The sequence below is a fragment of the Variovorax sp. P1_G12 genome (assembly GCF_056405555.1).
The window spans coordinates 1-23,733 of record NZ_JBFUBW010000049.1; the positions used below are offsets into that span (position 1 = coordinate 1).

Below are 23,733 nucleotides of genomic sequence, written 5' to 3' on the forward strand. Positions count from 1 at the left end.
GCAAGGCTTGCAAATCAATAGGCTTGCAAATCAATGAACCCTTCGCCGAACGCTGCGAACTCAGAGGCGCGTCAACGTGCTCCGAAAGCAACAGCTCGTTCAACGCGGCAAAACTAACCGATCGCTCCGGCCTTCGGCTGACAAGGACCTGTAGTGCAGAGGCAAGGCAGTCACGGCATTCGTCGGATCCCATCAGAAGAGGCCAGAAATGCGACATTTCAACTTCGCTGGCGCTGCGACATTTGAAAGCAGCGTTGACATCCCCAGACAGGACGTCGACGGGGCCGGTAGACCATTCCGATCAGCACAGCGCCCTGTTCGTGTCGACGTCACGCTGTCGCTTGGGCAATGGGTGCACGTGTGAATGGGGTGCTGGAGCATGCGCGGTCGTCCAGCTTGGCCTTGACGTCGGTCCACGATGGATTCGCTTTCTTCTTTGCCATGTGAGCGCTCGTCTTCATGCGACGACGAGGAGCACGGTGCAGCGTATTGTGGCTTCTCTGGATTGGGCGGTTCACGTGGACCCGAGTGCCTGGAACTCGCTGCGCAACAGCGCGACGACCTCGGGAAAGTCCATGACATCCAGCCGGTTCTTCTTCAGGAACGCAGCCCACTGGGTTTGCTTCGTTGCATCCCCTGCGAATGCACCGCTCAGGCCAGACGGTACTGTGGTGGGCATTGCGAGTTTGCGCCGCGCGAACGTGGCCTCGACCGCGCGGCGCAGTTCGTCGGGATCCAAAGCGCCTTCGGTCAGCAGGACCCAGAGATCAAAATAGTCCTTCATACGGGTGTTGGCCAAGCCCAGCACGCAAATCGCGTGGAACTTCTCCGCCACCACGGTGTACTTCGGATAGGCGCGCAGTCGCGGGGCCAGGCAGGTCCTCGAGCAGGACCGGGTAGTTCACCGATTCCGGCGTTGGTGTGACTGCATCGCCGAAACCGATGTCTACCTGCAATGCGATGCGCGCACCATCCAGCTTCGCCTGTAGGTCGATCCGCACGCCGCCGTAGCCCGCGTCCTTGCGGATGACCGAGGCCTTGACGGAGGCTGGGTCGAACGTGATGCCATCCTCCGCCGCGATCTGGCAGATCGCGCGGAAAGCCGAGACTGCGGTGTCGACGTCGTCCGGTCCGAATCCGAGCAGGTCGACATCACGCGTCGGCCGATGCGGCTGGTCGTACCAAAGAGAAAACAGCAGGGCGCCCTTAAGCAGGTAGTTCGCGGCATGCGGCGAGATTGACAGTCGGTACAGTAGCCTTTCAAGCCCGTAGTGGGTGAGGGTCAGATTGAAATCCTGTTTCGTCGCATCGGCGCGTTGCTTCAAGCGTGCTCGGATGGATGCAGCCAGGTTGCGGCTCATGCCGTGACGCTTTCAAGATAGGGGCGCATCACATTGGCTACGCGATCCACCGTGGCGTAGTGCCATAGCGCATCCATCGACAGTTTGCGTTTCGACCATCCATCGCGCAGCGCTTCCAGAGCCACATCGAGGCCGATCTTGTTGCGATACTTGAAACAGTCGGCCACCGTCTTGGCTGCGTTGAACACGGGTACCTTCACGCCATCGATCACGACCGGCTCGATTCCTTCGGTCAACGCGGGCCCTGACATGCGCACTGCGCGCAGCGTTGGTTGGTCCAGGCGGGGCGTGGGGGAGTGGCGAGGAATTGCCACCCAGACTTCGAACGGCGCCTGTGTACCGATGCCGTGGACGCGCAGCGCAGATAGCAGGCACACCACACCACGCGGCACGCGTAACGCCACTTCAGCCAGTGATCGGTGCTCGCTGAGTGCGCGCCCTGGCAGGCTGTAGACGCCGCGGGCGACGCGCTCGAGCTTGCCTGCCGCGACCAGTCTGGTGAGCGCCACCGTAGGCAGGCTCTGCCCGGCCAGGTCCCGCGCGCGAAGCAGTGGCTGTCTTTCTGCGAGGACGAGGACGGCTTGTTCGACCGTGAGGTTGGAGCCAGAGGTCATGCTGGGAGTATGTTGCAATAGCTAGTCATTTGTCAATAAACGACTAGATAATCCAACAACGACGGCGCCGTTTCCCGCCCTGCCCCGCGCCATAGATCTGGGCGGAAGACGAACCGCCCGCCGCGGCGGGGAGGCAACGATCTATCCTGCGCAGCCGTCAACCGAAACTCCGGCGTGGCTGTGGCCAGACTGGATCCAATGCAAGGGCGCAAGGCTCTTGGCTGGCATCAAGCTTGCTTGCTAGTCGTTTAATTAATTGGCGGACTCCGTAGTAACCCTGAAATGGTGCATCCCATCGGATGCTATTCTCGGCCCATAAATTAATTGATCGTTTAATTATGTCTTCGCCGACGGCACGGCCGGCGGCGCCATCACTTCATTTCTTCGAAGGAGATCGTCGATGTTCAAGTTGTTCAAGTCAGCCTGCGCCGCCAGCCTGGCACTCGGCCTGGGGTCCGCCGCAACGGCCCAGGAGGCCATCAAGGTCGGGGTCATCGAACCCCTCACCGGCTCGGTCGCCTACAACGGCCAGGCCTTCGTGAGCGGTGCCAAGCTCGCGGTCGAGCGCCGCAACGCGGCCGGCGGCGTGCTCGGCCGCAAGATCGAACTGGTGATCGAAGACGGCCAGTGCCGTCCGGCGAACTCGGTCAACGCCGCCGAGAAGCTGATCCAGCGCGACAAGGTGGTGGCGCTGGCCGGCGCCTTCTGCAGCTCGGCGACCGCCGCCGTGATGCCGGTGGCCGAGAAGTACAAGGTGCCGCTTTTGACCGGCGTGTCTTCCAAGGCCGACCTGACCGAGAAGGGCATGCAGTACTTCTTCCGCTCGGCCGAGACCGACCGCCTGATGTCGAAGACTTTCAGCAAGATCCTGGCCGAGAAGCTGCAGCTCAAGACCGTCGCCTACATCGGCGTCAACGACGACTGGGGCCGCGGCGGCGTCGAAGATTTCTCGAAGGACCTGAGCGCGCTCGGCGTCAAGACCGTGATGAAGGAGTACTTCGACCATGGCGCGACCGATTTCTACACGCTCCTGACCAAGCTGCGCGCGAGCAATGCCGACGGCGTCTTCGTTGCCGCCGAGACGCAGGACGGCGCCATCCTCGTCAAGCAGTTCAAGGAGTTCGGCCTCAAGACCAAGATCTTCGGCGTCGGCTCCTGGGCCACGGCCGACTTCGTCGGGCTGACCGGCGATGCGTCCGAAGGCATCTACGCCGCGGTGCCCTACGCGTCGAGCCTGCCGGGCGAAGCCAACAAGGCCTTCGTCGAGCGCTACACCGCCAGCTACAAGGAGAAGCCCGGCAAGTACGGCGCCGCCGGCTACAACGCGATGAACATCATGATGGAAGCCATCGCGCGCGCCGGCAAGGCAGAGCCCGAAGCGGTGCGCGACGCACTGCGCAAGACCGACTACACCGCGCCCAACGGCCGCTTCCGCTTCACCGAGAAGGGCGAGGGCTATGGCTTCGACGTCGTGCTGGTGCAGATCGCCAACAAGGAACCGCGCGTGGTCGCCGAAGCCGCGACCGAGAAGCCATGAGCGGCCGACGCTCGCGCAACGCATAGCGGCACAAGGAAACCCAACATGGAACTGTTGCCACAGTACCTCGTCAACGGCCTGGTCACGGGTTCGTTCTACGCCCTGTCGGCGCTGGGACTGACCCTGATCCTCGGCCTCATGCGGGTCGTCAATTTCGCCCACGGCGAGCTCTACATGCTCGGCGGCGTCATGGGCTGGTGGGCCACCACGCGGCTCGGACTCGACTCTTCACGGGCCTGCTGCTGGTCGCCGTTGTGATGGGCGCATTCGGCTGGTTGATCGACCGCTTCCTGATCGAGCGCATCCGCGACCAGGGCGAAGAGCCCGGCATCCTGCTGACCATCGGCCTGTCGATCTTCCTCGCCAACACGGCCCTGCTGATGGTCGGCACCTCTCCGCTCAAGGTCGAGGCGCCGATCTCCGCGGGCCCGGTGTTTCTCGGTCCGATCGTGCTGACCAAGCTGCGGTTGTTCGCGGTTGCGGTCTGCGCGCTGCTGATCCTGGCCGCCTACCTGACGATCCAGAAGACCCGGCTCGGCCGCTCGATGCGCGCCACCTTCCAGGACCCGATGGCGGCCCGGCTGGTCGGCATCCGCACCGCCAACGTCTACGCCAGCACTTTCGCGATGGGCACCGTGATCGCCTCGCTGGCCGGCATGCTGCTCGGCTCGATCTATTCGGCGCAGGTATCGGTGGGCGGGCTGGTGAGCATGAAGGCCTTCGTGGTCGTGATCCTCGGCGGCATGGGGAGCTTCCCCGGCGCCATCGCGGGGGGCCTGCTGCTCGGCGTCTCGGAGGCCTTGTGGGGCGGCTACGTCGCGACCGGCTGGGTCGACATCATCGGCTTCGTGCTGGTGATCCTGACGCTGGTCTTTCGGCCCTACGGCCTGTTTGCCAAACGTGCGGAGCGTGCATGAGATTCGAAAAACGTTGCCTCCTGGCGCTGATGGCGCTGGCTGCCCTGGTGCCGCTCCTGGTGCGCGACCAGTACGTGCTGCACATCGCGATCATGGTGCTGTTCTACGCGGTGCTGGCCACCAGCCTCAACCTGGTGGTCGGTTACGTCGGCGAGTTCTCGCTCGGCCACACAGCCTTCCTGGGCACCGGCGCTTACGCCGCCGCCATCCTCTCGACCACCTACGGCTGGCCGATCTGGGCCACCATCCCCGTGGCCGGGCTGCTCGCTGCGGTCATGGGCGTCATCATCGGCGGCATCACGCTGCGGCTGCAGGGGCCGTTCTTCGTGATCGTGACCTTGTCGTTCTCCGAGGTGCTGCGCCTGGTGGCCGACAACTGGATCGCGCTGACCAACGGACCGATGGGCATTGCCGGCGTGCCGCAGCCCGCGCTGCTGGCCGACGTCGGCAACCTCGGCGCGAAGCAGTTCTACTACGTGGCGGCGTGGCTGCTGCTGGCACTGGCGCTGTATCTGTCGTTCCGCTTCGTGAACTCGAATGCCGGCCGGGCCGCGGTCGCCGTGCGCGAGAACCGCTACGTCGCGCAGTCGATCGGCATCCGCCCGCTGACCTACTCGATGCTGGCGCTGGTGCTCGGCGCCTTCCTGTCGGGCATGGCGGGCGGCTTCTACGCGCACTACATCTCTTTCGTCGGACCCGAGGTGTTCCGCTTCGCCTTCATGGTGAGCATGATCATCATGGTGCTGATCGGCGGCAAGGGCACGCTGGTGGGGCCCCTGATCGGGGCGCTGCTGGTGACCTTTCTCGAGGAGTACCTGCGCGAGGCGAAGGAGCTGCGGCTGTCGCTGTTCGGCTTGGCCGTGATCGCGATCGTGCTGTTCCTGCCGCGCGGGCTGATGGGCTTCATCACGCAGCGCCGCGAGACCCGCGCGAAGCAGGCTGCAGCCCCCGCCGCGCCGGCGCAACGCACGGCAGGGAGGCCCGCATGAACGCCGCAACACTGGCCGCCAACGGAGGCTCGCTCGAAGTGCGCGCACTCAGCAAGTCCTTCGGCGGCATCAAGGCCGTCAAGGACATCAGCTTCGACGTTCGTGCCGGCGAGATCGTGGGGCTGATCGGGCCCAACGGCGCGGGCAAGACTACCTGCTTCAATCTGATCACGGGCTTCTACACGCCGACCGGCGGCAGCGTGCGCTACAGCGGCCAGGAAGTGACCGGCGAGAAGCCCTTCCGCATGGCGCGGCGCGGCATCGTGCGCAGCTTCCAGAAGACCAACATCCTGAAGTCGCTGACCGTGTTCGAGAACGTGCTGACCGGGCACTACCTCGAAGCGAAGCAGTCGCTGTGGAGCACCTTCTTCCCGACGTCGAAGGTGCGCGCGACCGAACGCGCGGTGCGCGAGAGCGCCGAGCAGATCGTCCACACCATGGGCCTCGCAGAGCGCATGGACGTGCCGGCCTACATGCTGTCCTGCGGCGAGCTGCGGCTGCTCGAAGTCGCGCTCGCCCTGTCGGCCAAGCCCGAGATCCTGATGCTCGACGAGCCAGCCGCCGGCCTCAACAGCCAGGAGGCCCGGCGCTTCGGCGAGATCCTGAAGCAACTGCGCGGGCGTTTCGTGAAATCGATCCTGATCGTCGAGCACAACATGGGCCTGGTCATGGGCGTCTCGGACCGCGTGGTCGTGATGCACTTCGGCGAGAAGCTCGCCGAGGGCACACCGGCGCAGGTGCAGGGCGATCCGCGCGTCATCGAGGCCTATCTGGGCGGGGGGAAGAAATCATGAGCAAACTGCTCGAACTCAACGACCTGCACGTGAGCTACGGCAAGACCGCCGCGCTGCACGGCGTCAACATGACGGTGCGCGCCGGCGAGGTGGTCGCGCTGATCGGCGCCAACGGCGCGGGCAAGAGCACCACGCTGCGCGCGATCTCCGGCCTGCTGCGGCCGACGCGCGGCGACATCCTGTTCGACGGCCGGACCATCGGCGGTATGGCGGCCGACCGCATCGTCGGACTGGGCATCGCGCAGTCGCCAGAAGAGCGGCACGTGTGGCCAGCGATGAGCGTGTACGAGAACCTCACGCTTGGCGCCTACCTGTGCAAGGAGAAGGCCGAGGTCGAGAAGCGCGTCGGCGTGGTCTACCACCGCTTTCCGCGGCTCAAGGAGCGGCATCGCCAGCTGGCCGGCACCCTGAGCGGTGGCGAGCAGCAGATGCTGGCGATCGGCCGGGCGTTGATGTCCGAGCCGCGGCTGCTGCTGCTCGACGAGCCCAGCCTGGGCCTGAGCCCGCGCATGGCCGAAGAGGTGTTCGAGTTCGTGCGCGAGATCAACCAACACGGCGTGACCGTACTGCTGGTCGAACAGAACGTGCACAACGCGCTGTCGGTGGCCTCGCGCGCCTATGTGTTCGAGACCGGCCGCGTGGTCGCCGAGCGCGATGCCGCGGGACTGCTCGAGGACCCGGGGCTTCTGAGCGCCTACCTGGGCGGCTGAGGCGGGCGGGCGGGCGGCGTACTGCGCCGTGCCAAGGGCTCGTCGGCAATTCATTAATTAATTGAACGTTTATTTATCCACATGCCGCGGCCCGTGCTGCGGCATCGTCAACCAGGAGATTCGAGTATGAGTAGAGCAATTCGCGTCGGCATCGTCGGTGCCGGCATCGGCGGCGTGGCACTGGCGCGCGCGCTGCGCCTGCGCGGCATCGATGCCCATCTGTTCGAGCGCGCGTCGGCCTTTGGCGAGATCGGCGCCGGCGTGCAGATGACGCCGAACGCGGCCAAGGTGTTGCAGGCCCTCGGCGTCAGCGACGGGCTGGAGCGCATCGGCTTCCTGCCCGAGGCGATGGTGGGACGCAACTGGGAGGACGCGCGCGAACTCTTCCGCACGCCGCTGAAGGAGGCCTGCCCGCGGCTCTTCGGCGCCGGTTTCTATCACGTACACCGCGCCGACCTGCACGCGATCCTGTGCGAGGGCATCCCGGCCGATCGCGTGCGTTTCAACGTGCAGTGCACCGGCGTCACGCAGGACGAAGATGGGGCTGTTGCCCACTTCGCCGATGGGTCGAGCTTCGAGGCCGACCTGATCGTCGGTGCCGACGGTATCCACTCGCCCGTGCGCGATGCGCTGTGGGGCAAGACCGATGCGCGCTTCACCGGCCACATGTGCTGGCGCGCGCTGGTGCCCGTCGAGCAGCATCCGCTGCCCTTCGTGAGCCCAGATGCCTCCTTCTGGATGGGCCCGAAGGCGCACATCGTGACCTACTACGTCAAGGGCGGCGCGGCCGTCAACATCGTGGCGGTCAACGAGAGCGCCGACTGGGTGGCCGAGTCCTGGACCGAGCCCAGCACGCGCGAGGAACTGCTGGCCGCCTACGCGGGCTGGCATCCGAACATCATCCGGCTCTTCGAGCGCACCGACACCTCGCAGATCTTCAAGTGGGGCCTGTTCGACCGCGACCCGATGGCGCAGTGGTCGCAAGGCCGGGTGACGCTGCTGGGCGATGCGGCGCACCCGATGCTGCCCTTCCTGTCGCAGGGCGCGGCGATGGCGATCGAGGATGCCTACGTGTTGGCCGCCGCGCTGGCGCACTTCGGCACCGACCAGGACACCGCGCTGCGCGCCTACGAGGCCGAACGGCTGCCGCGCACCGCGCGGGTGCAACTCGAGGCCCGCGAGCGCGGCCGCACCTACCACCTGTCGACGCCCGAGGAGCAGCGGCAGCGCGACCTGGCCTTCCAGCAGCAGCAGGCGAGCAATCCGAATGCGGTCGGCATCAAGGCCGAGTGGGTCTACGAATACGACGCGACGCGCTGCATCGAGCGCTTCGATACCGAAGCCTCGCTGGCCTGAACCGGAGCAACTGCATATGAGCAACAGGAACTTCCGCATCGGCCAGATCGTGCCGAGCTCGAACACCACCATGGAGACCGAGATCCCGGCGATGCTTCGGCTGCGCGAGCAGATTCGGCCTGAACGCTTCACCTTCCACTCGGCGCGCATGCGCATGAAGCACGTCAACAAAGACGAACTCGCAGCGATGGACGCGCAGTCCGACCGCTGCGCGCTCGAACTCAGCGATGCCCGCGTCGACGTGCTCGGCTATGCCTGCCTGGTGGCGATCATGGCGATGGGGCGCGGCTACCACCGCGAATCCGAAACCCGCCTGCGGGCCGCCACCGAAGGCAACCAAGGCAGTGCGCCGGTGGTCACCAGCGCGGGCGCGCTGGTCGATGCGCTGCGCGTGATCAGCGCCAGGCGAATCGCGCTGGTGGCGCCCTACATGCTGCCGCTCACGAAGATGGTGATCGACTACATCGAGCACGAAGGCTTCGAGGTGGTCGACTGGCGCGCGCTCGAGATTCCCGACAACCTGGAGGTGGGCCGGCACGACCCGCGCAAGCTGCCGGCCATCGTCGCCGGCATGAGGACCGACGACGTGGATGCGATCGTGCTGTCGGCCTGCGTGCAGATGCCATCGCTCGCGGCCATCGCGGAAGTCGAGGCCGCGACCGGCAAGCCGGTGGTCACGGCCGCGGTGGCCACCACCTACGCCATGCTCGGCGCGCTCGGCCTGGAGCAGGTGGTGCCGGGCGCGGGGGCGCTGCTGTCGGGCGCCTATTCGACATTGCGCAAGGCAGTCACGGGATGAGCGATTCCACATTCCTCTATGGCGCGCAGGTGCACGCCAACGGCATCCGCCAGCACTACCTGCGCCATGGCGGCTCGCAGGGCGAGCGCGCGACGCGCGACGCGGTGATCTTCTTGCCCGGCATCACCAGCCCGGCCGTGACCTGGGGCTTCGTCGCCGAACGCTTCGGCCGTCACTTCGACACCTACGTGCTCGACATCCGAGGCCGCGGCCTGAGCGAGTCATCGGACGCGCTCGACTACGGGCTCGACGCCCAGGCCTCCGACGTGATCGCGTTCGCGCAGGCGCTCGAACTGCAGCGCTACGCGCTGGTCGGCCATTCGATGGGTGGGCGCATCGGCATCCGCGCCGCGGGGCGCCGCCCGGCCGGGCTCACGCGGCTGGTGGCGGTCGACCCGCCGGTGTCCGGCCCGGGCCGCCGCGCCTATCCCGCAAAGTTGCCTTGGTACGTGGATTCGATCCGGCTCGCGCGCCACGGCATCACGCTCGAGCAGATGCGCGACTTCTGCCCGACCTGGAGCGACGAGCAGTTGCGCCTGCGCGCGCAATGGCTCCACACCTGCGACGAGCGCGCGATCGTGCAGAGCTTCGAGGACTTCCAGCGCGACGACATCCATGCGGACCTTCTGCGCATCGACGTGCCGCTGCTGCTCATGACCGCCGAGCGCGGCGACGTGGTCCGCGAGACGGACGTGGACGAGATGCGCTCGCTCGCGCCCTCGCTGCGCGAGGCTCGTGTGGCCGGCGCCGGCCACATGATCCCCTGGGACAACGAGCAGGGCTTTCACCGCGCCTTCGGCGACTTCCTCGGTCATCCGCTGGACTGATTCCGCCTTCACCCCATCACCGATCGCATTCCAAGGAGAACCCATGGCTGTCAGCGACACCGACCTGATCCGCGCCTGGACCCAGGTCCTGACCCTTTCGAAGCTGGGCGCCGGCGACGCCGTCACCGTGCTCACCAGCGACCACACCCATCCGCAGACCCTGCGCTGCGCGATCACCGCCGCCACCATGCTGGGTGCCTGCGTGAGCCGTCTCGACCTGCCGCCGGTCAACGCGGAGAAATCGTTGAGCCGCGACACGCTGGCCTACCTCGGCACCACGCCGCTCACGGGCAACCGCGCCGCCATCGCGGCGCTCAAGGCCAGCGACCTGGTGCTCGACCTGATGACGCTGCTGTTCTCGCCCGAGCAGCACGAGATCCTCGCGAGCGGCACCAAGATCCTGCTCGCGGTCGAGCCGCCCGAGGTGCTGCTGCGCATGGTGCCGACCATGTCCGACTACCATCGCGTTCAGGCCGGCGTGGCCCTGCTCAAGGGCCGCAAGTCGATGCGCGTGAGGTCGCCCGGCGGCACCGACCTGCATTGCCCGCTGGGCGAATACCCGGTGACCGCCGAATACGGCTTCGTCGACCAGCCGGGGCGCTGGGACCACTGGCCCAGCGGCTTCGCCTTCACCTGGCCCAACGAAGGCGGCGCGCACGGGCGAATCGTGCTCGCCAAGAGCGACGTGCTGCTGCCGATGAAGTCCTACGTGGGCGAGCCGATCGAGCTCACGGTGCAGGAAGGCTTCGTGATCCGCATCGAGGGCGGCACCGAGGCCGAGCTGCTGCGCGAGTACATCGAGTCCTTCGCGGATCCGGAGGCCTACGCGATCTCGCACATCGGCTGGGGGCTTCAGAAGCGCGCCTACTGGTCGACGCTTGGCCTCTACGACCGCGAGGCCACGCTGGGCATGGACGCGCGCGCGGTGAGCGGAAACTTCCTGTTCTCGCTCGGCCCCAACAACGAGGCCGGCGGCAGCCGCACCACCGCCTGCCACATCGACATTCCGATGCGCCGCTGCGACGTCTTCGTCGACGACCTGCAGGTGGTGCGCGACGGCAAGGTGGTCGAGGAACTCATGAACGAGACAGCAGGAGCCGCGCATGCATGAGGAGGCGCGGGTCTACCAGCGCCAGGGCTTCGGTGCCGGCCTGGGCGTGCGGCCGCCGCTGGGGCTCCTGATCGTCGACTTCGTCAACGGCTTCGCCGACCCGGCCGTGTTCGGCGGCGGCAACATCGCGCCCGCGATCGCGCGCACGGTGCCGCTGCTGGCGCTGGCGCGCGAGCGCGGCTGGCCGGTGGCGCACAGCCGCATCGTCTATGCCGACGACAATGGCGACGCCAACATCTTCAGCGCGAAGGTGCCCGGCGTGCTGACGCTGAAGGAAGCCTCGCCCGCCAGCGCCATCGTCGCCGAGCTTGCGCCTCGGGAGGGCGAACTGGTGGTGCGAAAGAACGTGCCTTCGGCCTTCTTCGGCACCTCGCTCGCACCCTGGCTCACGCAGCGCGGCGTGCGCACCCTGCTGGTGGCGGGCTGCGTCACCAGCGGCTGCGTGCGCGCGAGCGTGGTCGATGCCATGTGCTGGGGCTTCGCACCGATCGTGCTATCGGACTGCGTGGGCGACCGCGCCATCGCGCCACACGATGCGAGCCTGTTCGACATCCAGCAGAAGTATGGCGACGTGATGAGCTCGGATGCGCTGCGCGAAAGTCTGGCGGCCGCCGCCTAGCCTGCCGTCACTTCGCCTCGAAACCGCCGACCACGAACCGCGTCACCTGCTCGATCAGCCCCTCGGTGTCCTCGGGGTCGTAGAGGCCCTTGGGCGTCATCTCCTCCATCCTGTGGGTGTCGGAGAAGGCATAGAGGTAGGTGCCGATCATCAGCGTCACGCGCCAGTAGGCATCGAGCTCGCCCAGCTTCGGAAGCGCCTCGCGCAACACCTCTACGTAGCGCCGGGTCGAGCCGCCATAGGCATCGGTGCGCAGCTTGTACGAGATCTCAGGCGGCTCGGTGTGCAGCCGGGCCTGCAGCCGCAGAAAGGCACGGCCCTGCGGCGTGTCGCGCAGCGTCAGGGTCGGCAGCAGGAAGGCGCGCACGATGCCGCGCACGTTGGGCTTGCCCGCAGCGCACATCGCCTCGAGGTTCTCGATGCGCTGTTGCGAGATCACCTGGCCGCGCCGCAGGAACACTTCCTCGAAGAGCCCGAACTTCGAGCCGAAGTAGTAGCTGATCAGCGCCTGCGTCACATTGGCGTGCGTCGCGACCTCGCGCAGTGTGGTGCCGGCATAGCCGAGGTTCGCGAACATCTGTTCGGCGGCGTCGAGGATCTCCTCCCGGACGACGCTCGCGCCCTCCGGGCGTCCCGGTCCCTTGTGCTTGGTCGCCGTCTTGTCCCCCTCGGGCTGGCTCTTCCTGCTGTTCATGATTGGCTGATTAATTAATTATTAGGGCGATGATACCGACCGCAATCCGCACCGTCTCACTTTCTCGCGCTTCTTCAACTCATCCCTTACCCACGCTCATCGACACCTTCAGCTGCATCGTCGGCTGGGAAGAAACCCGCCTCCTTGAGGTTGCGCAGCGCAATATCCAGGATCCTCGCCGTCGTCTCGCTGCGGTGATGCGCCAGGTAAGAGAAGTAATAGGGCACGTGCGGCACGGCCGGCTTGGCGCGCAAGACCCGCAGGGATTTTTCGGCGATCTGCCGGCGCGTGATCGATGCGGGCAGCATGGCGATCGCGTGGCCGGAGGCGACCAACGCCACCATCAGCGACAGCGAATTGCAGCTGCTGTACTCCTCGAAGGCATAACCGTCCGAGGCCAGCCAGCGCGACGCCGATTCATGCAGCGTCGACGGCGGCGCATTGCAGACGATGCGGTGATTCAGCGCGTGGGCCGGCACGAAGTCTTCATCGGCCACCATCAGGTCGTGCGCCGCCACCCACTGGTGCTGGGTCAGCCCAATGAACTGGCTGGTCACGTCGGGCTGGCTGCTCTGCCCGGTGTGCAGCGCGATGTCGAGTTCGTGGTTGTTGATCTTCTGCAGCAACTGGGCGCCTCCGCCCACCGTCAGGTCCACGCGAAGCGCCGGATAGCCGTCCTTGATGTCCTTGAGGATCTGCGGCATTCCGATGATGGCGCAGGATTCGTCCACCCCCATGCGCACCAGCCCCGTGATGGTGCGCCGCAGGTCGAGCCGCGCCATGTCCTGCGCCGAGGCCAGCACGCGCTCGGCATAGACCAGCACGTTGCGCCCGAGGTCCGTCACCTGCAGGCGCTGGTTCTGACGCTCGAAAAGCTGGACGCCCAGTTCCTCCTCCAGGTCGCGGATGCGGTGCGAGATCGCGGGCTGAGTCAGGTGCAGGTGCCGCGCCGCCGCGTGCACCGTGCCCAGACGCGCGGTCCACACGAAGGCCTGCAACTGGTGCAGGGTGAACCTCGTTGATAAGGAACCTGTATTAACCATCTTGAGAATTGATCAGTATCTGTGTCGGGGGCGTGTACTTAGGATGGCCATCATTCGACAACGACGATATCCGAAATGACTGGCATCCAAATAGGAGAGCTGCCGCCACCCTGCGCGCCGCAGCTGCTGTCCCTGCTGAAGGAGGCCGAACCGGCCACCATCGGCCATTTTCACGAACTCGGCTTCCTGCACGGCCGCATCCGCGCCATGGCGGCCGTGACGCGCAGCGTCGGCACCGCCGTCACCGTGCGCTGCGAAGGCTCCGACGGCTCCATCCTGCATCACGCGCTCGGGCAGCTCAGGGCCGGCGACCTCCTGTTCGTCGACCGGGCGGGCGACGAGACCATCGCGTGCATCGGCGGCGCCAGCGTGCTGGCCGCGCGTCTTCGCGGGGTCGCGGGCGTGGTGGTGGATGGCTGCGTCACGGACATCGAGGATCTGCGCCAACTCGGCGTGCCGGTGTGGGCGCGCGGCCTGAGCGCCCGCACCACCCGCGCCGGCGGGCGGTCGGGCAGCTTCTGCCTGCCGGTGGACTGCGGCGGCGTGCGCGTGTATCCCGGCGACGCCGTGCTGGCGGACGAGAACGGCATCCTGGTGATGGCGCCCGACGAGGCGCGGGCCCTGGCCGACCGCGCGATCGCCCTGCAGCAGGCCGAACAGCGGACGCTGGCTCGGCTGCGCGCAGGCGAGACCTATCCCCAGATTCTGGACACACAACTCTTTTTTCAGGAAGCAGCCGCATGACGAATCCCGACCCGACCCGACCGCCCGCCTTCGCACCGATCGCGGAGCTTTCACGCGACTTGCGAAACGGCACGACGACTTCGGTGGCGCTCACGCGCGAGTGCCTACGCCGCATCGCCGCGCATGACGGCCACTTCAAGAGCTTCCTGGCGGTCTACGAGGACGAGGCCCTGGCCGCCGCGGCCCTGGCCGACCAGGAGCTCCGCGCCGGCCGCGACCGCGGCCCGCTGCACGGCATCCCGGTGGCGCTGAAGGACCTGGTGAACATCCAGGGCAAGCCCACGACGGCCGGCTCCCCGATGCTGTCGGACAACATCGCGCAGCAGGACGCGGAGATCGTCCGGCGCATCGTCGACGCCGGCGGCGTCATCGTCGGCAAGACCCACATGGTGCAGCTCGCGCTGGGCGCCTGGGGCACCAATTCGCACATGGCCACGCCGCGCAATCCGGCCGGCCGCGCCACCGACACCCTGGCACCTGGCGGCTCCAGCAGCGGCTCGGCGGTCGCCGTGGCCGCCCACCTGGTACCGTGGGCGATCGGCTCCGACACCGGCGGCTCGGTTCGCGTGCCCGCCGCGTTCTGCGGCATCGTGGGCTTCAAGCCGACCATCGATGCGCTGCCGCGCGGCGGCGTCTACCCGCTCAGCGACAGCCTCGACAGCCTGGGCCTGCTCGCGTCGTCGGTGCAGGATGCGCGGCTGTGCTTCGAGGCACTGGTCGGCGCGCCCGCTGCGAACGCCGATGCTCCACAGCGGATCGGCGTCCTCGAAGCGGATGAGCTCGCGCCCCTCGCGCAAGCGGTCGCTCGCAGCTACGCACAGAACCTGCAACGCCTCGAAGCGGCGGGCTTCACCCTGGTGCCGTTCCGCTTCCCGGCACCCCTGGCTGCGTTCAAGGAGCCCACCAACGCCATCATGATCGCCGAGGGTGCATGGGTGAACGACCGCCTGCTCGACGACCCGGACGCGCCGATGGACCCGTCAGTGCGGCCCCGGCTTATCGCCGCTCGGGAGACCACGGTTGTGCAGTACCTGAAGGCCCAGGCCACCGCGAAGCGCTGGCAACAGGCCTTCGCTGGCGAGATGGACCGGCTCGGTTTGTCCGCCATCGCCATGCCCACCACGGCCATGACCGCGCCGCGACTCGAGGACATCGACCACAACCTGGCTCCGGTCCACTTCACCCGCCCGATCAACCTGCTCGCGCTGTGCGGCATCGCGCTGCCGACGGATCAGGACAACGACGAGCGGCCCATCGGGCTGCAACTGGTCGGCCGTGCGGGCGACGATCACGCATTGCTCGGCATCGCGTCCGAAGTCAGCGCGGCACTGCATCCGTCTCGCGCCCCGTCGGCGGAGCCCTGCAATGCCTAGCAAGCTGCTCGCCGTGCTGTTGGCGTTCGTCGTCCAGTGTGCGACCGCCCAGGACTACCCGACGAAGCCAGTGCATCTGATCGTTCCGTTTCCTCCGGGCGGCAGCGTGGATCTGGTCGCGCGCCTGATCGGCAAGAGCCTGCAGGACGCCCTGCAGCAGCCCTTCGTGGTCGACAACAAGCCGGGCGCCTCGGGCAATGTCGGTGCCGCTTATGTCGCCAAGGCACTTCCGGACGGCTACACGCTGCTCGTCGGCAGCGCCGGTGTCTTCGCCGCCAACCAGTTCCTGTATGCCAATCCACCCTTCGATCCGTTGCAGGCCTTTGCGCCGATCATGCGGATCGTCGATCAGCCCAACATCCTGGTCGTGGGCAGCCAGTCGCCCGCCCACAGCGTCAAGGAGCTGATCGCGATGGCCAAGGCGCGTCCGGGAAAGCTGAGTTTCGGCAGCGCCAGCGTCGGCTCTGCCCAGCACTTCTCCACCGAGATCTTCATGCAGCAGGCCGGCGTCGATCTGCTGCATGTACCGTACAAGGGCGGCGCCCCGGCCCTGGTGGATCTCATGGGCGGGCAGATCGACATGCTGTTCGACACCTCGCCGACGGCCTTGCCTTATGCCAGGAGCGGCAAGCTGCGAGCGCTGGCCATCACCAGCAGCCAGCGCTCGCCGCTGCTTCCGGACGTCCCCACGATGAAGGAGGCGGGGTTGCCCGAGTTCGAAGTCGTCACCTGGACCGGCATCGCCGCGCCGGCCGGCACACCCCGTGCCGTGATTGACCGGATCAACACGGCGATCAAGAACGCGCTGCGCGGCGACTTGCGCCGGCAGCTCGAAGAGACCTCGCTCATCCCGGTGGGGGACTCGCCCGATGCCTTCAGGGAGTTCATCCGCAAGGACGCGGACAACTACGCACGCCTGGTGAAGGCCGCGAAGATCACGCCGAAGTGATCTGCATCATTGCCGTGCGCGACGCCTCGACTTGATAGATTCTCGTCATGTTGCCTGATGCGAATTTCTCGCTATCTAGCACGTCGGCAAGTTCATACGATGAGTCTTCGTTCTTTTGATTGGATGCATATGAAGATCTCATTGACTCGTGTGGTGTGTGCCCTCTCGCTGGTGATGACCGGCCTTGCATCGGCAGCAGCGGACTACCCCGACAAGCCCATCCGCCTCGTGGTTCCGTACCCGCCCGGCGGCGCATCCGACACGGTGGCGAGACTCATTGGGCAGCAGCTGTCACAGCGACTCAAGCAGCCGGTGCTGGTGGACAACAAGCCGGGCGCCACCGAACAGATCGGCGCCGGTTTCGTCGCCAAGGCGCCCCCGGACGGCTACACCATCCTGCTGGCTTCCACAGCGGGGCTTTCGGTCAACCCGACCCTCTACAAGGGACGTCTCGCCTACGACCCCGAGAAGGATCTCGCGCCGATCGTGATGGCCGTGACCCTGCCCAGCGTCGTGATGGTCCATCCTTCGCTGCCGGTCAATTCGATCGACGAACTCACGGCGTTTGCAAGGTCTTCGCCCATGCCGATCAACTACGCTTCGAGCGGCGCCGGCAACCCCAGCCACCTGGGCATGGAGCTGTACAAGCGCGTGGCTTCCGTCGACTTGACGCATGTGCCCTACAAGGGTGGCGCGCCCGCGCTCCAAGACCTGATGTCGGGTCAGGTGTCGGTGATGATGGCCATCGGTCCGGAGTCGATGCCAATGGCCAAGGCCGGAAAGCTGAAGGCGCTCGCGGTCACCACCGCGAAGAGCTCGCCGGCCTACCCCGGTCTGCCGCCCGTCTCGCAGACCAAGGGCTTCGCCAACTTCGAATTGCTGCACTGGTTCGCCTTGCTGGCACCCGCCCGCACGCCAGAGCCATTCATCGCGCTGCTGAACAAGAACGTGAACGAGATCCTCCAGGAGCCGGACGTGAAGAAGAAGCTGATCGACATGGGCATGGAACTCGAAGGCGGCTCGCCGAAGAAACTGGCCGACACCATCACGCGCGACCGTCTCAAGTGGGAGAAGGTGATCGCTGAATCGAACATTCGGGTCGACTGATCCACGCAGCTGCCAACCCCATCAACTGAACAGAGAAACAACATGGTCTTCGCCGGAAAAGGAATCCTGATCTCGTCCATGGAAGTGCTGCCCAACGAAGAGGCTGACTTCAATGTGTGGTTCGACCGCGAGCATCTCGCCGAACGCGTGGCGATTCCGGGCTTCATCGAGGCGAGGCGCTACGAATCGGTCGGCGCGCCGACCCGCTACCTGCAGATCTACAGCGCCACCGAATTCGATGTGCTGAACGGTGCCGCCTACCGGGCGGCCCTGGCGAAACAGACAGATTGGTCCAACCACCACATCTCCCGCTTCATCGAGCCGACCCGCGTCGTGGGGCGCCTGGTGCGCAGCGAAGGGGTCGCGCGAGGTATTGCGCTTGCGCTCGTGAGGCTGCGTCCGTCGGGCGATCCGGCCATGATGCCGGCGCTGGCGGGCATCGTCGACGTGCTTGACAAACCAGGCACGGCATCCGTTCACTTCGTCGAAGCCGATGCGAATCTCTCCAGGCCCGTGACGGCGGATGCCAGCTATGTGGGCGGCCAGGACTGCTACGTGATCATCGAGTGCACCAGCGAGGCCGCCGTCCAACGCGTCGTGGCCGAGCTGCAAGTGCCGGTGCAGAAGTACGGTGAACTGATCGACGCGCGCGTGTATCGCTATCGCATGGACATCAGCGCATCGGCACTGCGGTGAGTGCTTGGCGCAAGCAGCGTCAGCGCCCTGCTGGCCCGACTGCCATTCGCGAAGGATGTTCTGCAGAACAGGATCTGCAATCACGGCTGAAAGAATAAGGTGATGCCGACGCAACCAGATGACTCGATCGAGCAAGCTCGGCAACGATTTGCTGCGCGGGGCAGCCGCTCCGGCCGCCTTGCAGGCCCGTTTCGGGCCTCGCAGACGCACTCATCCTTCGACCCTCCATCAACTTTCGCCGCGCCATCCACAGGTTCGACTATGCGAACAGCATGACGATCTGCGCCGTGTTCTTCGCCAAGCCGCGATAGCGCACCTTCGTGAATCCGAACTGCTGCTTGATCACCCGGAACGGCTCTGTCGCAGTAGCGGTGCACGGTAATCTTCGGCTGTATGAAATCCGAGACCCCGTCGATAGTCAAAGCCCTGAAGAAGGTGATCAAGCGCATGCACTACCCGTTGGAGGTGATGCTCACGTGTGTGCGCTGGTACGCAGCCTATCCGCTGAGTCTGCGCCACATTGAGGAGATGATGGCCGAGCGCGGCGTTGTCGTTGATCACGCCACCGTGCATCGCTGGGCGATCAAGATCTTGCCGGTACTGGCGACCGTGTTCCGACGGCGCAAACGCCCCGTTGGCACGAGCTGGCGGATGGACGAAACTTACATCAAGGTCGCCGGCCAGTGGAAGTACCTGTACCGGGCAGTCGACCGCGACGGCGACACCGTCGACTTTCTGTTGCGCGCCAAGCGAGATCATGCCGCTGCACGAAGCTTCTTTGAGCAGGCCATCGGTCTGCACAGTGTGCCCGAGAAGATCACGATTGACAAGAGCGGCGCCAACACGGCAGCCATTCAGAGCATTCGATCCCACTCCGGTGCGGACATCGAGATGCGCCAGTCGAAATATCTCATTAACATTGTTGAACAAGACCACCGCTCTATCAAGCGCATCGTGCGACCGATGCTTGGATTCAAGTCATTTCGATCCGCGCGAGCGGTGATTTTCGGCATCGAGACCATGCATATGATCAGGAAGGGCCAGTTGTTGGATTGCGTCAAAGGCCAAGCCTCGTCCCCGGCAGAAAAGTTCTACTCTCTGGCTTTCTGAGCGACACGAGCGACGTGCACTTGCCCGAGCCGGCGCTGCTATTGCGACAGAACCCGAGCAAGCCTATTTCAGCTTGCTGCACGGAACGGCAAACCCTGCCGAGGCATTCGTCGTCCGACTTGATGGCGAAACTTCGTCGACCATCGCGGAGGAGCATGCCGTCATGGGGCAGTTGGGGTTGCGGCTGCCGCAGGACCCCGAAACTGCGCCTGCTGGGTAACGAACCGACGCGAGCGTAACGAAAGACGCTTGGGCGCAGTTCTTGCGGGGTGTTTCCAACCAACCAGAGGAGTGCCCATGAAATCAGTCTCGGAACTGCTCAAACGTCGCGACTCGTCCGCCTGGCGCACCGTACCGGAGGCCACCGTACTGGATGCGCTTGGATTGTTGGCTCGCTACGAGGTAGGGGCACTGATGGTGATCGCCGACGGCACGCTCGTCGGCGTGGTCTCCGAACGAGACTGCGCGCGCAAGGTCGACCTCCAAGGCAAGAGCTCCAAGGCGGTGCAGGTATCTGAAATCATGACGCCCAACGTCATGACCGTCACGCCCACCACTCGCACGCGCGAGTGCATGGGCCTGATGAGTCACAAGCGGATTCGCCATCTTCCGGTGGTCGACGCGGGCAAGGTGATCGGCATGATCTCCATCCGGGATCTGATGGATGACATCATTGCCGATCATGAGCAGACGATCGACCAACTGCGTGCCTACATTCAGACGTGAGGCGCGCACATCGTCGTACAGGCTGCACTCAAAACGATCGCGGTGATTTTCTGTTGGACGTCCGAAGGAGGCGCATGCCGCAACGAAGGAAAACAGCCACGGAGCACATCGAGGTCACGGATCAGATCGGGAAGCGGCACGTGGTCCTGAAGTACACCGAATATCTCGAGGCATCTCCTGACGACGAAGGCGCGATCAACCAGAGCGAAGTCGCGACCGAGTACCGCATGGAAACTGGTCGGCGCGTCACATTGACTGGCACCGACACGTTTCAGACCATCGATGGAATGCTGCGACTCACCACCTTGCGCGCGGGCGGCGCGGCTGTCGCGTCACATCGCATTGCTGACCGCCTGCGACATCTGCAACGTGCCCCGTAAGACCACGTCAGTGATCAGCGTGTAGTCGGCGTCCGTGACGTCAGTCAGTGCGCGTTTTTGAGTGAGGCCGGCGTTGTTGATCAACACGTCGATCTTGCCAGCCCAAGCCAGCGTTTTTTCCACCGCCGACTGGCAGTCGGATGCGGATGTCACATCGCAGCCAAAACCAATTGATGAGCCTGTGCCAACGTCCTCGGCCGCTTGCCGCGCCTCATCCCCATCGATGTCGAGCAACACTAGCTTGACGGTGCCCCCGCAGTCGGGGCCGAGTCGCCAGTGGGTACCTTGCAATACCCGATTCGACCCAGCCGCGGCATCCAGGATGCCTCAAGTCTGGGAGGCCGCCGACGCGCTGCTGCAGGAAGGTCTGCGCCCGACGATCGAGCGCGTGCGCCAGAAGATCGGCAGCGGCTCGCCCAACACCGTGAGCCCGATGTTGGAGCGCTGGTTCGCCACGCTCGGCAAGCGCCTGGAGGGCCGCATCGGCGGCCAGGTCGACGCCGAGGCACAAAAGCTACCCTTGGCCATCGTCCAGGCCGCCCAGCAGTTCTGGGACGTCGCACGCCGCGAAGCCGCCCAGGTGCAGGTCCAGAAGACCGAGGCCACACGGCGCGAGCTCGAGCTAGTGCCCTGGCCCAGAAGGAAGCCGATCTGCAGCAGCGTGAGAGCTCGTACGAGCAGACCCGGATCGCGCACGAAGAGGCCCTCGCCTCGTCACGTCAGGCCGTCGCAGCCATGGAGGCCCAGGCGCTCGCGCAGCGGCAGGAATCCGCGCGCCTTTTGAGTGAGTCGGAGGCTGAGGTGCGGCGCCTGCGCAAGGCTTTTGAAGAGACGGTAGTCAGCAGGGAAGCGCTGCGCGAGAAGGCTGCGATGGAACTCGGCGCCAAGCAGCGCGCCGCGGACGAAGCCGAGGAGCGCCATCTCGCGCAGGAGCGTCGTCTCCTCTCCGAGATCGATCGCGAGCGCATGGCCACGCGCCAGGCCAACGTCGAGCTCGCGAAGGAACAGAAGGCGCGCGCGGCCGACCTGGAAGCTGCCCGCGACTTCCAGGAAACAGCGCAGCAGGCCCTCCAGTCCGCGAAGTCAGCGCACCGCGATGCTGAAGCCAACTGGTCGCGCCAGCACCAGGAGGTGCAACTCGAGCTTGCTACCCTGCGTGAGCGCGCCGCCGGCGCCGAGCAGCGGGCAACCGACCTCGCAGCGCAGCTGCAGCGCCAGCAGGAGCAATCTGAGCGCGAGGTATCTCAACTCCGAGAAAGTCAGGCTGCGACGGCCACCGCGCTGCGCCAGCTTGAGGCCCACCGGGAGGACAACGAAAGACCACAGGCCGCGCGCTCGAAGAAATCGACCAAGAGCTCAGGTCAATGAGCACGCCCTCCTCGACCGGCGTCGCGCCTTCCGACGCCATTCGCTGCTTGTTGCGACAGAGCCCTTTGCTTTCGCTCGCGCGGGCTTCGAAGTTATGACTCGAGGTCACGCCGTTGTGGGGGATTCCAGGATCTGTTGTCGCGGGGCAACTGGCCGTCTGGGTCGTGCACGCGCAACGCGTCCGCGGAAAGCGTGCTGCTGTGGAACAGTACGAGATTCACTCCGCCTACATGCACGGTCGAAGGGAACAGGATCCCCGCTGCGCTTGCATCGAGCGCCAAGTCGCCGAGCACCCAGCTCGGCGGCTCGATGCCCTCATCGAATGCGAGTTGCCGCCAATTGCATGCGTAGTCGGCCCATAGCGGATCCCAGACGTCGGCAGTGTAGCCGGCCGAAAAGTCGACGACCCGCAGGCGGCTCACGAGGAACGTAGTGATGATGCCTGGCTTCAGCAGCAGCGCATGCTGCCGGTATTCCGCCAGAGTGCCGTTTCTTCGCTCTGGGAGAGATACAGCGCCTCGAGGCCGGCGCGGTTGAAGCGCCCACCCTTACGGGCTGCACCAGCGCCGGAGGTGGGGCTGTGCGCCCAACTTGGCGTCAGGATGCGGTATTGGGCTTCGTCATTCCCCAGATCGCGCAGGATCATCCTGTCGCACCGCCGGCGATCGACTCGATATAGTCGATGACCACGCGGGCCTTCCCCGCACGTACCAATGCGTCCGGTGTCTGATAGTCGAACTCGGCAAGCGGCTCGTTCATGAACCAGAAGAAGGCGCGCCCGCGGTCTCCGCCGGCCACATCTGAGGCCGCTGCGAGCACGCGCACGACGTCTCGCAGGTAGTTTTGCAGCCCCTCGTTCTGAGGGCGGGCGGTGGGCGTGTTTCGACTGACGTGGGCTCGCTCGGCCACGCCCTGGATTTGCAGGCCCAAGGCTTCGCCGATGCGACGCGGCGAGAGGTACGTTTGATCAGGCTCGCGGAAAGACTCCGCCAAACTCTCACTGGCAAAGGCCATTGCGGCGCTCATGTGCTCACTCCATTGATGTATGCACGAATTATGCACGAGAAACGCACCCACTTCAACCTCGATAGGTTCGGCTGGGAGGAGCGTCCGTGGCTTCGGCGTTCACCGGCCGGCGCTTGCTTGATCAAAGTCATGGTCTGGCCCAGCGGCCGGCGGATCGGCGTGCCGCTGACCACGATGGACGAGGCGCGGCCGTGGTAGCCGATCGGCACCCACTTGTAGTTCGACAGCAGCGGATTGTCGGGCCGGTACAGCTTGCCCACCGTCGTCGCATGGTGAATGCCGGTGTAGAAGTCGGTGTAGTCGCCGATCCGCGCAGGCAGCGTGTATTCGGCATCTGCCTGCGCGACCAGGCACGCGTCGAGCAATCTCTGCGCGGGCGCGCGCCAGCCGCAGCGCGGACCAGGCAGCGAGGCCGAGGGTCATCAACGCGTTGAGCGACTCGCCGGCTGCCGCCTGTGCCGGACGGGCGGCGTCGATGCCGAAGACACCGCGCGCGACGGCGGCGGCCAGGTCGACGATCTGCTCGCCGATCGCTACGCCGCCGCGGAACGCCTCGTTCCTGCCGCGACGCCGGAATACCGCCAGCGGCAGGTTCTGGATGGGGAACTCAGTGTCGGCCGCATTGGCCGACTCGACCCAGCTGCGCAGCGCCGGGTCGTGGGTTTCGTAGAGCACTGTCATGACAGCCTCAGCGCCCCGGCGCGACCAGGCTGCCGTCGTGCATGAAGGGGTCAAACGCAAGGTTGTGCCAATTGAAAGGGCCAAAAATCTGGCGGGCCGAGCCGACGCCAAATCGCGACTGTGAGCAGGCGCTCGCCTTGAAAGCGCCGTGCATCAAGGCTCTCCATGATCTGGCGCTGACAGAATGAAAGAGCAAAAGTGA

General features: G+C 65.6%; 30 protein-coding genes and 3 pseudogenes. 21 read left to right on the forward strand and 12 right to left on the reverse strand.

Annotated features, from left to right (window positions below):
• From AC1D2O_RS34315 to AC1D2O_RS34325, 3 genes and pseudogenes are all read right to left on the reverse strand, one after another.
• On the reverse strand, positions 1-193 hold a 193-nt coding region (locus AC1D2O_RS34315; RefSeq protein ID WP_478158660.1), incomplete at its 3' end, for a hypothetical protein.
• Between the two features lie 321 nt (positions 194-514).
• A pseudogene (locus tag AC1D2O_RS34320) lies at positions 515-1,361 on the reverse strand (nucleotidyl transferase AbiEii/AbiGii toxin family protein).
• Entirely contained in the window at positions 1,358-1,975 is a 618-nt protein-coding gene (locus AC1D2O_RS34325) for a type IV toxin-antitoxin system AbiEi family antitoxin domain-containing protein (protein ID WP_477650111.1), read from the reverse strand. The pseudogene AC1D2O_RS34320 and the gene AC1D2O_RS34325 overlap by 4 nt, the downstream one beginning before the upstream one ends.
• A 400-nt stretch (positions 1,976-2,375) precedes the next feature.
• Between AC1D2O_RS34325 and AC1D2O_RS34330 the strand changes: the two genes are divergently transcribed.
• The 11 genes from AC1D2O_RS34330 to AC1D2O_RS34380 all read left to right on the forward strand — a co-directional run bounded on the left by AC1D2O_RS34330 (position 2,376) and on the right by AC1D2O_RS34380 (position 11,634).
• Positions 2,376-3,512, forward strand: a complete 1,137-nt coding sequence (locus tag AC1D2O_RS34330) for an ABC transporter substrate-binding protein (protein WP_478158661.1) — start codon at positions 2,376-2,378, stop codon at positions 3,510-3,512.
• A gap of 45 nt (positions 3,513-3,557) precedes the next feature.
• Positions 3,558-3,770 carry an ABC transporter permease subunit gene (locus AC1D2O_RS34335; RefSeq protein WP_478093555.1) on the forward strand — a complete coding sequence of 71 codons (213 nt, stop codon included), beginning with the start codon at positions 3,558-3,560 and terminating at the stop codon, positions 3,768-3,770.
• Complete coding sequence (locus tag AC1D2O_RS34340; protein ID WP_478093557.1) at positions 3,770-4,429, forward strand: branched-chain amino acid ABC transporter permease; 660 nt, start codon at positions 3,770-3,772, stop codon at positions 4,427-4,429. The genes AC1D2O_RS34335 and AC1D2O_RS34340 overlap by 1 nt, the downstream gene beginning before the upstream one ends.
• A complete protein-coding gene (locus AC1D2O_RS34345) occupies positions 4,426-5,418 on the forward strand; it encodes a branched-chain amino acid ABC transporter permease (protein ID WP_478093559.1) in 993 nt (330 codons plus the stop codon). Before AC1D2O_RS34340 ends, AC1D2O_RS34345 begins: the two co-directional genes overlap by 4 nt.
• Positions 5,415-6,212 carry an ABC transporter ATP-binding protein gene (locus AC1D2O_RS34350; protein WP_478158662.1) on the forward strand — a complete coding sequence of 266 codons (798 nt, stop codon included), beginning with the start codon at positions 5,415-5,417 and terminating at the stop codon, positions 6,210-6,212. The genes AC1D2O_RS34345 and AC1D2O_RS34350 overlap by 4 nt, the downstream gene beginning before the upstream one ends.
• Entirely contained in the window at positions 6,209-6,922 is a 714-nt protein-coding gene (locus AC1D2O_RS34355; RefSeq protein WP_478093562.1) for an ABC transporter ATP-binding protein, read from the forward strand. The genes AC1D2O_RS34350 and AC1D2O_RS34355 overlap by 4 nt, the downstream gene beginning before the upstream one ends.
• Positions 6,923-7,048: 126 nt before the next feature.
• Entirely contained in the window at positions 7,049-8,278 is a 1,230-nt protein-coding gene (locus AC1D2O_RS34360; protein WP_478158663.1) for an FAD-dependent monooxygenase, read from the forward strand.
• Positions 8,279-8,294: 16 nt separating this feature from the next.
• Complete coding sequence (locus AC1D2O_RS34365; protein WP_478090744.1) at positions 8,295-9,077, forward strand: maleate cis-trans isomerase family protein; 783 nt, start codon at positions 8,295-8,297, stop codon at positions 9,075-9,077.
• Positions 9,074-9,904 carry an alpha/beta fold hydrolase gene (locus AC1D2O_RS34370; RefSeq protein ID WP_478090743.1) on the forward strand — a complete coding sequence of 277 codons (831 nt, stop codon included), beginning with the start codon at positions 9,074-9,076 and terminating at the stop codon, positions 9,902-9,904. The genes AC1D2O_RS34365 and AC1D2O_RS34370 overlap by 4 nt, the downstream gene beginning before the upstream one ends.
• 43 nt (positions 9,905-9,947) lie before the next feature.
• A complete protein-coding gene (locus AC1D2O_RS34375) occupies positions 9,948-11,015 on the forward strand; it encodes a 2,5-dihydroxypyridine 5,6-dioxygenase NicX family protein (RefSeq protein ID WP_478090742.1) in 1,068 nt (355 codons plus the stop codon).
• Positions 11,008-11,634: an isochorismatase family protein gene (locus tag AC1D2O_RS34380; protein ID WP_478090741.1), complete on the forward strand. Its 627-nt coding sequence runs from the start codon at positions 11,008-11,010 to the stop codon at positions 11,632-11,634. The genes AC1D2O_RS34375 and AC1D2O_RS34380 overlap by 8 nt, the downstream gene beginning before the upstream one ends.
• A gap of 7 nt (positions 11,635-11,641) precedes the next feature.
• Here the strand turns inward: AC1D2O_RS34380 and AC1D2O_RS34385 are convergent, their stop codons facing one another.
• Entirely contained in the window at positions 11,642-12,328 is a 687-nt protein-coding gene (locus AC1D2O_RS34385) for a TetR/AcrR family transcriptional regulator (protein WP_478090740.1), read from the reverse strand.
• An 86-nt stretch (positions 12,329-12,414) separates the two neighbouring features.
• Positions 12,415-13,371 carry a LysR family transcriptional regulator gene (locus tag AC1D2O_RS34390; protein ID WP_478090739.1) on the reverse strand — a complete coding sequence of 319 codons (957 nt, stop codon included), beginning with the start codon at positions 13,369-13,371 and terminating at the stop codon, positions 12,415-12,417.
• 75 nt (positions 13,372-13,446) lie between these two features.
• Here AC1D2O_RS34390 and AC1D2O_RS34395 point away from each other — a divergent pair, with 75 nt between their 5' ends.
• The 5 genes from AC1D2O_RS34395 to AC1D2O_RS34415 all read left to right on the forward strand — a co-directional run bounded on the left by AC1D2O_RS34395 (position 13,447) and on the right by AC1D2O_RS34415 (position 18,240).
• Complete coding sequence (locus AC1D2O_RS34395) at positions 13,447-14,115, forward strand: RraA family protein (RefSeq protein ID WP_478090738.1); 669 nt, start codon at positions 13,447-13,449, stop codon at positions 14,113-14,115.
• On the forward strand, positions 14,112-15,488 hold the full coding sequence (locus tag AC1D2O_RS34400) for an amidase (protein ID WP_478158664.1): 1,377 nt from the start codon (positions 14,112-14,114) through the stop codon (positions 15,486-15,488). The genes AC1D2O_RS34395 and AC1D2O_RS34400 overlap by 4 nt, the downstream gene beginning before the upstream one ends.
• Positions 15,481-16,437: a Bug family tripartite tricarboxylate transporter substrate binding protein gene (locus AC1D2O_RS34405; RefSeq protein WP_478090736.1), complete on the forward strand. Its 957-nt coding sequence runs from the start codon at positions 15,481-15,483 to the stop codon at positions 16,435-16,437. The genes AC1D2O_RS34400 and AC1D2O_RS34405 overlap by 8 nt, the downstream gene beginning before the upstream one ends.
• 129 nt (positions 16,438-16,566) lie before the next feature.
• On the forward strand, positions 16,567-17,544 hold the full coding sequence (locus AC1D2O_RS34410) for a Bug family tripartite tricarboxylate transporter substrate binding protein (protein ID WP_478090735.1): 978 nt from the start codon (positions 16,567-16,569) through the stop codon (positions 17,542-17,544).
• Positions 17,545-17,586: 42 nt separating this feature from the next.
• Entirely contained in the window at positions 17,587-18,240 is a 654-nt protein-coding gene (locus AC1D2O_RS34415) for a hypothetical protein (RefSeq protein WP_478158665.1), read from the forward strand.
• Positions 18,241-18,499: 259 nt separating this feature from the next.
• Here AC1D2O_RS34415 and AC1D2O_RS34420 read toward each other — a convergent pair.
• Positions 18,500-18,610 (reverse strand): annotated as a pseudogene (locus AC1D2O_RS34420) (transposase); the annotation flags it as partial.
• 23 nt (positions 18,611-18,633) lie between these two features.
• On the opposite strand from AC1D2O_RS34420, the gene AC1D2O_RS34425 reads away from it, so the two are divergent.
• The 3 genes from AC1D2O_RS34425 to AC1D2O_RS34435 all read left to right on the forward strand — a co-directional run bounded on the left by AC1D2O_RS34425 (position 18,634) and on the right by AC1D2O_RS34435 (position 20,456).
• Positions 18,634-19,350: an IS6 family transposase gene (locus AC1D2O_RS34425; RefSeq protein WP_478158666.1), complete on the forward strand. Its 717-nt coding sequence runs from the start codon at positions 18,634-18,636 to the stop codon at positions 19,348-19,350.
• A 297-nt stretch (positions 19,351-19,647) separates the two neighbouring features.
• Positions 19,648-20,076, forward strand: a complete 429-nt coding sequence (locus AC1D2O_RS34430; protein WP_478158667.1) for a CBS domain-containing protein — start codon at positions 19,648-19,650, stop codon at positions 20,074-20,076.
• Between the two features lie 74 nt (positions 20,077-20,150).
• Entirely contained in the window at positions 20,151-20,456 is a 306-nt protein-coding gene (locus AC1D2O_RS34435; RefSeq protein WP_478094460.1) for a hypothetical protein, read from the forward strand.
• Here AC1D2O_RS34435 and AC1D2O_RS34440 read toward each other — a convergent pair.
• A complete protein-coding gene (locus AC1D2O_RS34440; RefSeq protein ID WP_478094461.1) occupies positions 20,409-20,690 on the reverse strand; it encodes an SDR family oxidoreductase in 282 nt (93 codons plus the stop codon). The genes AC1D2O_RS34435 and AC1D2O_RS34440 overlap by 48 nt on opposite strands.
• Before the next feature lie 88 nt (positions 20,691-20,778).
• On the opposite strand from AC1D2O_RS34440, the gene AC1D2O_RS34445 reads away from it, so the two are divergent.
• Together AC1D2O_RS34445 and AC1D2O_RS34450 are read left to right on the forward strand one after the other, a co-directional pair.
• A complete protein-coding gene (locus AC1D2O_RS34445) occupies positions 20,779-21,240 on the forward strand; it encodes a DNA-binding protein (protein WP_478094463.1) in 462 nt (153 codons plus the stop codon).
• Positions 21,192-21,824: a hypothetical protein gene (locus AC1D2O_RS34450; protein WP_478094465.1), complete on the forward strand. Its 633-nt coding sequence runs from the start codon at positions 21,192-21,194 to the stop codon at positions 21,822-21,824. The genes AC1D2O_RS34445 and AC1D2O_RS34450 overlap by 49 nt, the downstream gene beginning before the upstream one ends.
• Before the next feature lie 92 nt (positions 21,825-21,916).
• Here the strand turns inward: AC1D2O_RS34450 and AC1D2O_RS34455 are convergent, their stop codons facing one another.
• The 5 genes and pseudogenes from AC1D2O_RS34455 to AC1D2O_RS34475 form a co-directional block, all read right to left on the reverse strand.
• On the reverse strand, positions 21,917-22,246 hold the full coding sequence (locus AC1D2O_RS34455; protein WP_478094467.1) for an RES domain-containing protein: 330 nt from the start codon (positions 22,244-22,246) through the stop codon (positions 21,917-21,919).
• Between the two features lie 26 nt (positions 22,247-22,272).
• Entirely contained in the window at positions 22,273-22,470 is a 198-nt protein-coding gene (locus tag AC1D2O_RS34460; RefSeq protein WP_478094469.1) for an RES family NAD+ phosphorylase, read from the reverse strand.
• The gene (locus AC1D2O_RS34465) at positions 22,467-22,850 is read right to left on the reverse strand and encodes an antitoxin Xre/MbcA/ParS toxin-binding domain-containing protein (RefSeq protein WP_478158668.1); all 384 of its coding nucleotides are present in this window, start codon (positions 22,848-22,850) and stop codon (positions 22,467-22,469) included. The genes AC1D2O_RS34460 and AC1D2O_RS34465 overlap by 4 nt, the downstream gene beginning before the upstream one ends.
• A 98-nt stretch (positions 22,851-22,948) precedes the next feature.
• A pseudogene (locus tag AC1D2O_RS34470) lies at positions 22,949-23,531 on the reverse strand (fumarylacetoacetase); the annotation flags it as partial.
• Between the two features lie 7 nt (positions 23,532-23,538).
• Entirely contained in the window at positions 23,539-23,685 is a 147-nt protein-coding gene (locus AC1D2O_RS34475) for a hypothetical protein (protein WP_478158669.1), read from the reverse strand.
• Between the last annotated feature and the right edge of the window lie 48 nt (positions 23,686-23,733).

Coding starts and splice junctions, on each gene's coding strand:
- AC1D2O_RS34400 (WP_478158664.1), top strand. CDS start 14,112: ATGACGAATCCCGACCCGACCCGACCGCCCGCCTTCGCACCGATCGCG.
- AC1D2O_RS34360 (WP_478158663.1), top strand. CDS start 7,049: ATGAGTAGAGCAATTCGCGTCGGCATCGTCGGTGCCGGCATCGGCGGC.
- AC1D2O_RS34430 (WP_478158667.1), top strand. CDS start 19,648: ATGAAATCAGTCTCGGAACTGCTCAAACGTCGCGACTCGTCCGCCTGG.
- AC1D2O_RS34450 (WP_478094465.1), top strand. CDS start 21,192: ATGGAGGCCCAGGCGCTCGCGCAGCGGCAGGAATCCGCGCGCCTTTTG.
- AC1D2O_RS34345 (WP_478093559.1), top strand. CDS start 4,426: ATGAGATTCGAAAAACGTTGCCTCCTGGCGCTGATGGCGCTGGCTGCC.
- AC1D2O_RS34350 (WP_478158662.1), top strand. CDS start 5,415: ATGAACGCCGCAACACTGGCCGCCAACGGAGGCTCGCTCGAAGTGCGC.
- AC1D2O_RS34335 (WP_478093555.1), top strand. CDS start 3,558: ATGGAACTGTTGCCACAGTACCTCGTCAACGGCCTGGTCACGGGTTCG.
- AC1D2O_RS34435 (WP_478094460.1), top strand. CDS start 20,151: ATGCCGCAACGAAGGAAAACAGCCACGGAGCACATCGAGGTCACGGAT.
- AC1D2O_RS34370 (WP_478090743.1), top strand. CDS start 9,074: ATGAGCGATTCCACATTCCTCTATGGCGCGCAGGTGCACGCCAACGGC.
- AC1D2O_RS34390 (WP_478090739.1), bottom strand. CDS start 13,371: ATGGTTAATACAGGTTCCTTATCAACGAGGTTCACCCTGCACCAGTTG.
- AC1D2O_RS34460 (WP_478094469.1), bottom strand. CDS start 22,470: ATGATCCTGCGCGATCTGGGGAATGACGAAGCCCAATACCGCATCCTG.
- AC1D2O_RS34380 (WP_478090741.1), top strand. CDS start 11,008: ATGCATGAGGAGGCGCGGGTCTACCAGCGCCAGGGCTTCGGTGCCGGC.
- AC1D2O_RS34395 (WP_478090738.1), top strand. CDS start 13,447: ATGACTGGCATCCAAATAGGAGAGCTGCCGCCACCCTGCGCGCCGCAG.
- AC1D2O_RS34405 (WP_478090736.1), top strand. CDS start 15,481: ATGCCTAGCAAGCTGCTCGCCGTGCTGTTGGCGTTCGTCGTCCAGTGT.
- AC1D2O_RS34355 (WP_478093562.1), top strand. CDS start 6,209: ATGAGCAAACTGCTCGAACTCAACGACCTGCACGTGAGCTACGGCAAG.
- AC1D2O_RS34325 (WP_477650111.1), bottom strand. CDS start 1,975: ATGACCTCTGGCTCCAACCTCACGGTCGAACAAGCCGTCCTCGTCCTC.
- AC1D2O_RS34465 (WP_478158668.1), bottom strand. CDS start 22,850: ATGAGCGCCGCAATGGCCTTTGCCAGTGAGAGTTTGGCGGAGTCTTTC.
- AC1D2O_RS34330 (WP_478158661.1), top strand. CDS start 2,376: ATGTTCAAGTTGTTCAAGTCAGCCTGCGCCGCCAGCCTGGCACTCGGC.
- AC1D2O_RS34425 (WP_478158666.1), top strand. CDS start 18,634: ATGAAATCCGAGACCCCGTCGATAGTCAAAGCCCTGAAGAAGGTGATC.
- AC1D2O_RS34340 (WP_478093557.1), top strand. CDS start 3,770: ATGGGCGCATTCGGCTGGTTGATCGACCGCTTCCTGATCGAGCGCATC.
- AC1D2O_RS34365 (WP_478090744.1), top strand. CDS start 8,295: ATGAGCAACAGGAACTTCCGCATCGGCCAGATCGTGCCGAGCTCGAAC.
- AC1D2O_RS34375 (WP_478090742.1), top strand. CDS start 9,948: ATGGCTGTCAGCGACACCGACCTGATCCGCGCCTGGACCCAGGTCCTG.
- AC1D2O_RS34410 (WP_478090735.1), top strand. CDS start 16,567: ATGAAGATCTCATTGACTCGTGTGGTGTGTGCCCTCTCGCTGGTGATG.
- AC1D2O_RS34445 (WP_478094463.1), top strand. CDS start 20,779: ATGCCTCAAGTCTGGGAGGCCGCCGACGCGCTGCTGCAGGAAGGTCTG.
- AC1D2O_RS34415 (WP_478158665.1), top strand. CDS start 17,587: ATGGTCTTCGCCGGAAAAGGAATCCTGATCTCGTCCATGGAAGTGCTG.
- AC1D2O_RS34475 (WP_478158669.1), bottom strand. CDS start 23,685: ATGCACGGCGCTTTCAAGGCGAGCGCCTGCTCACAGTCGCGATTTGGC.
- AC1D2O_RS34385 (WP_478090740.1), bottom strand. CDS start 12,328: ATGAACAGCAGGAAGAGCCAGCCCGAGGGGGACAAGACGGCGACCAAG.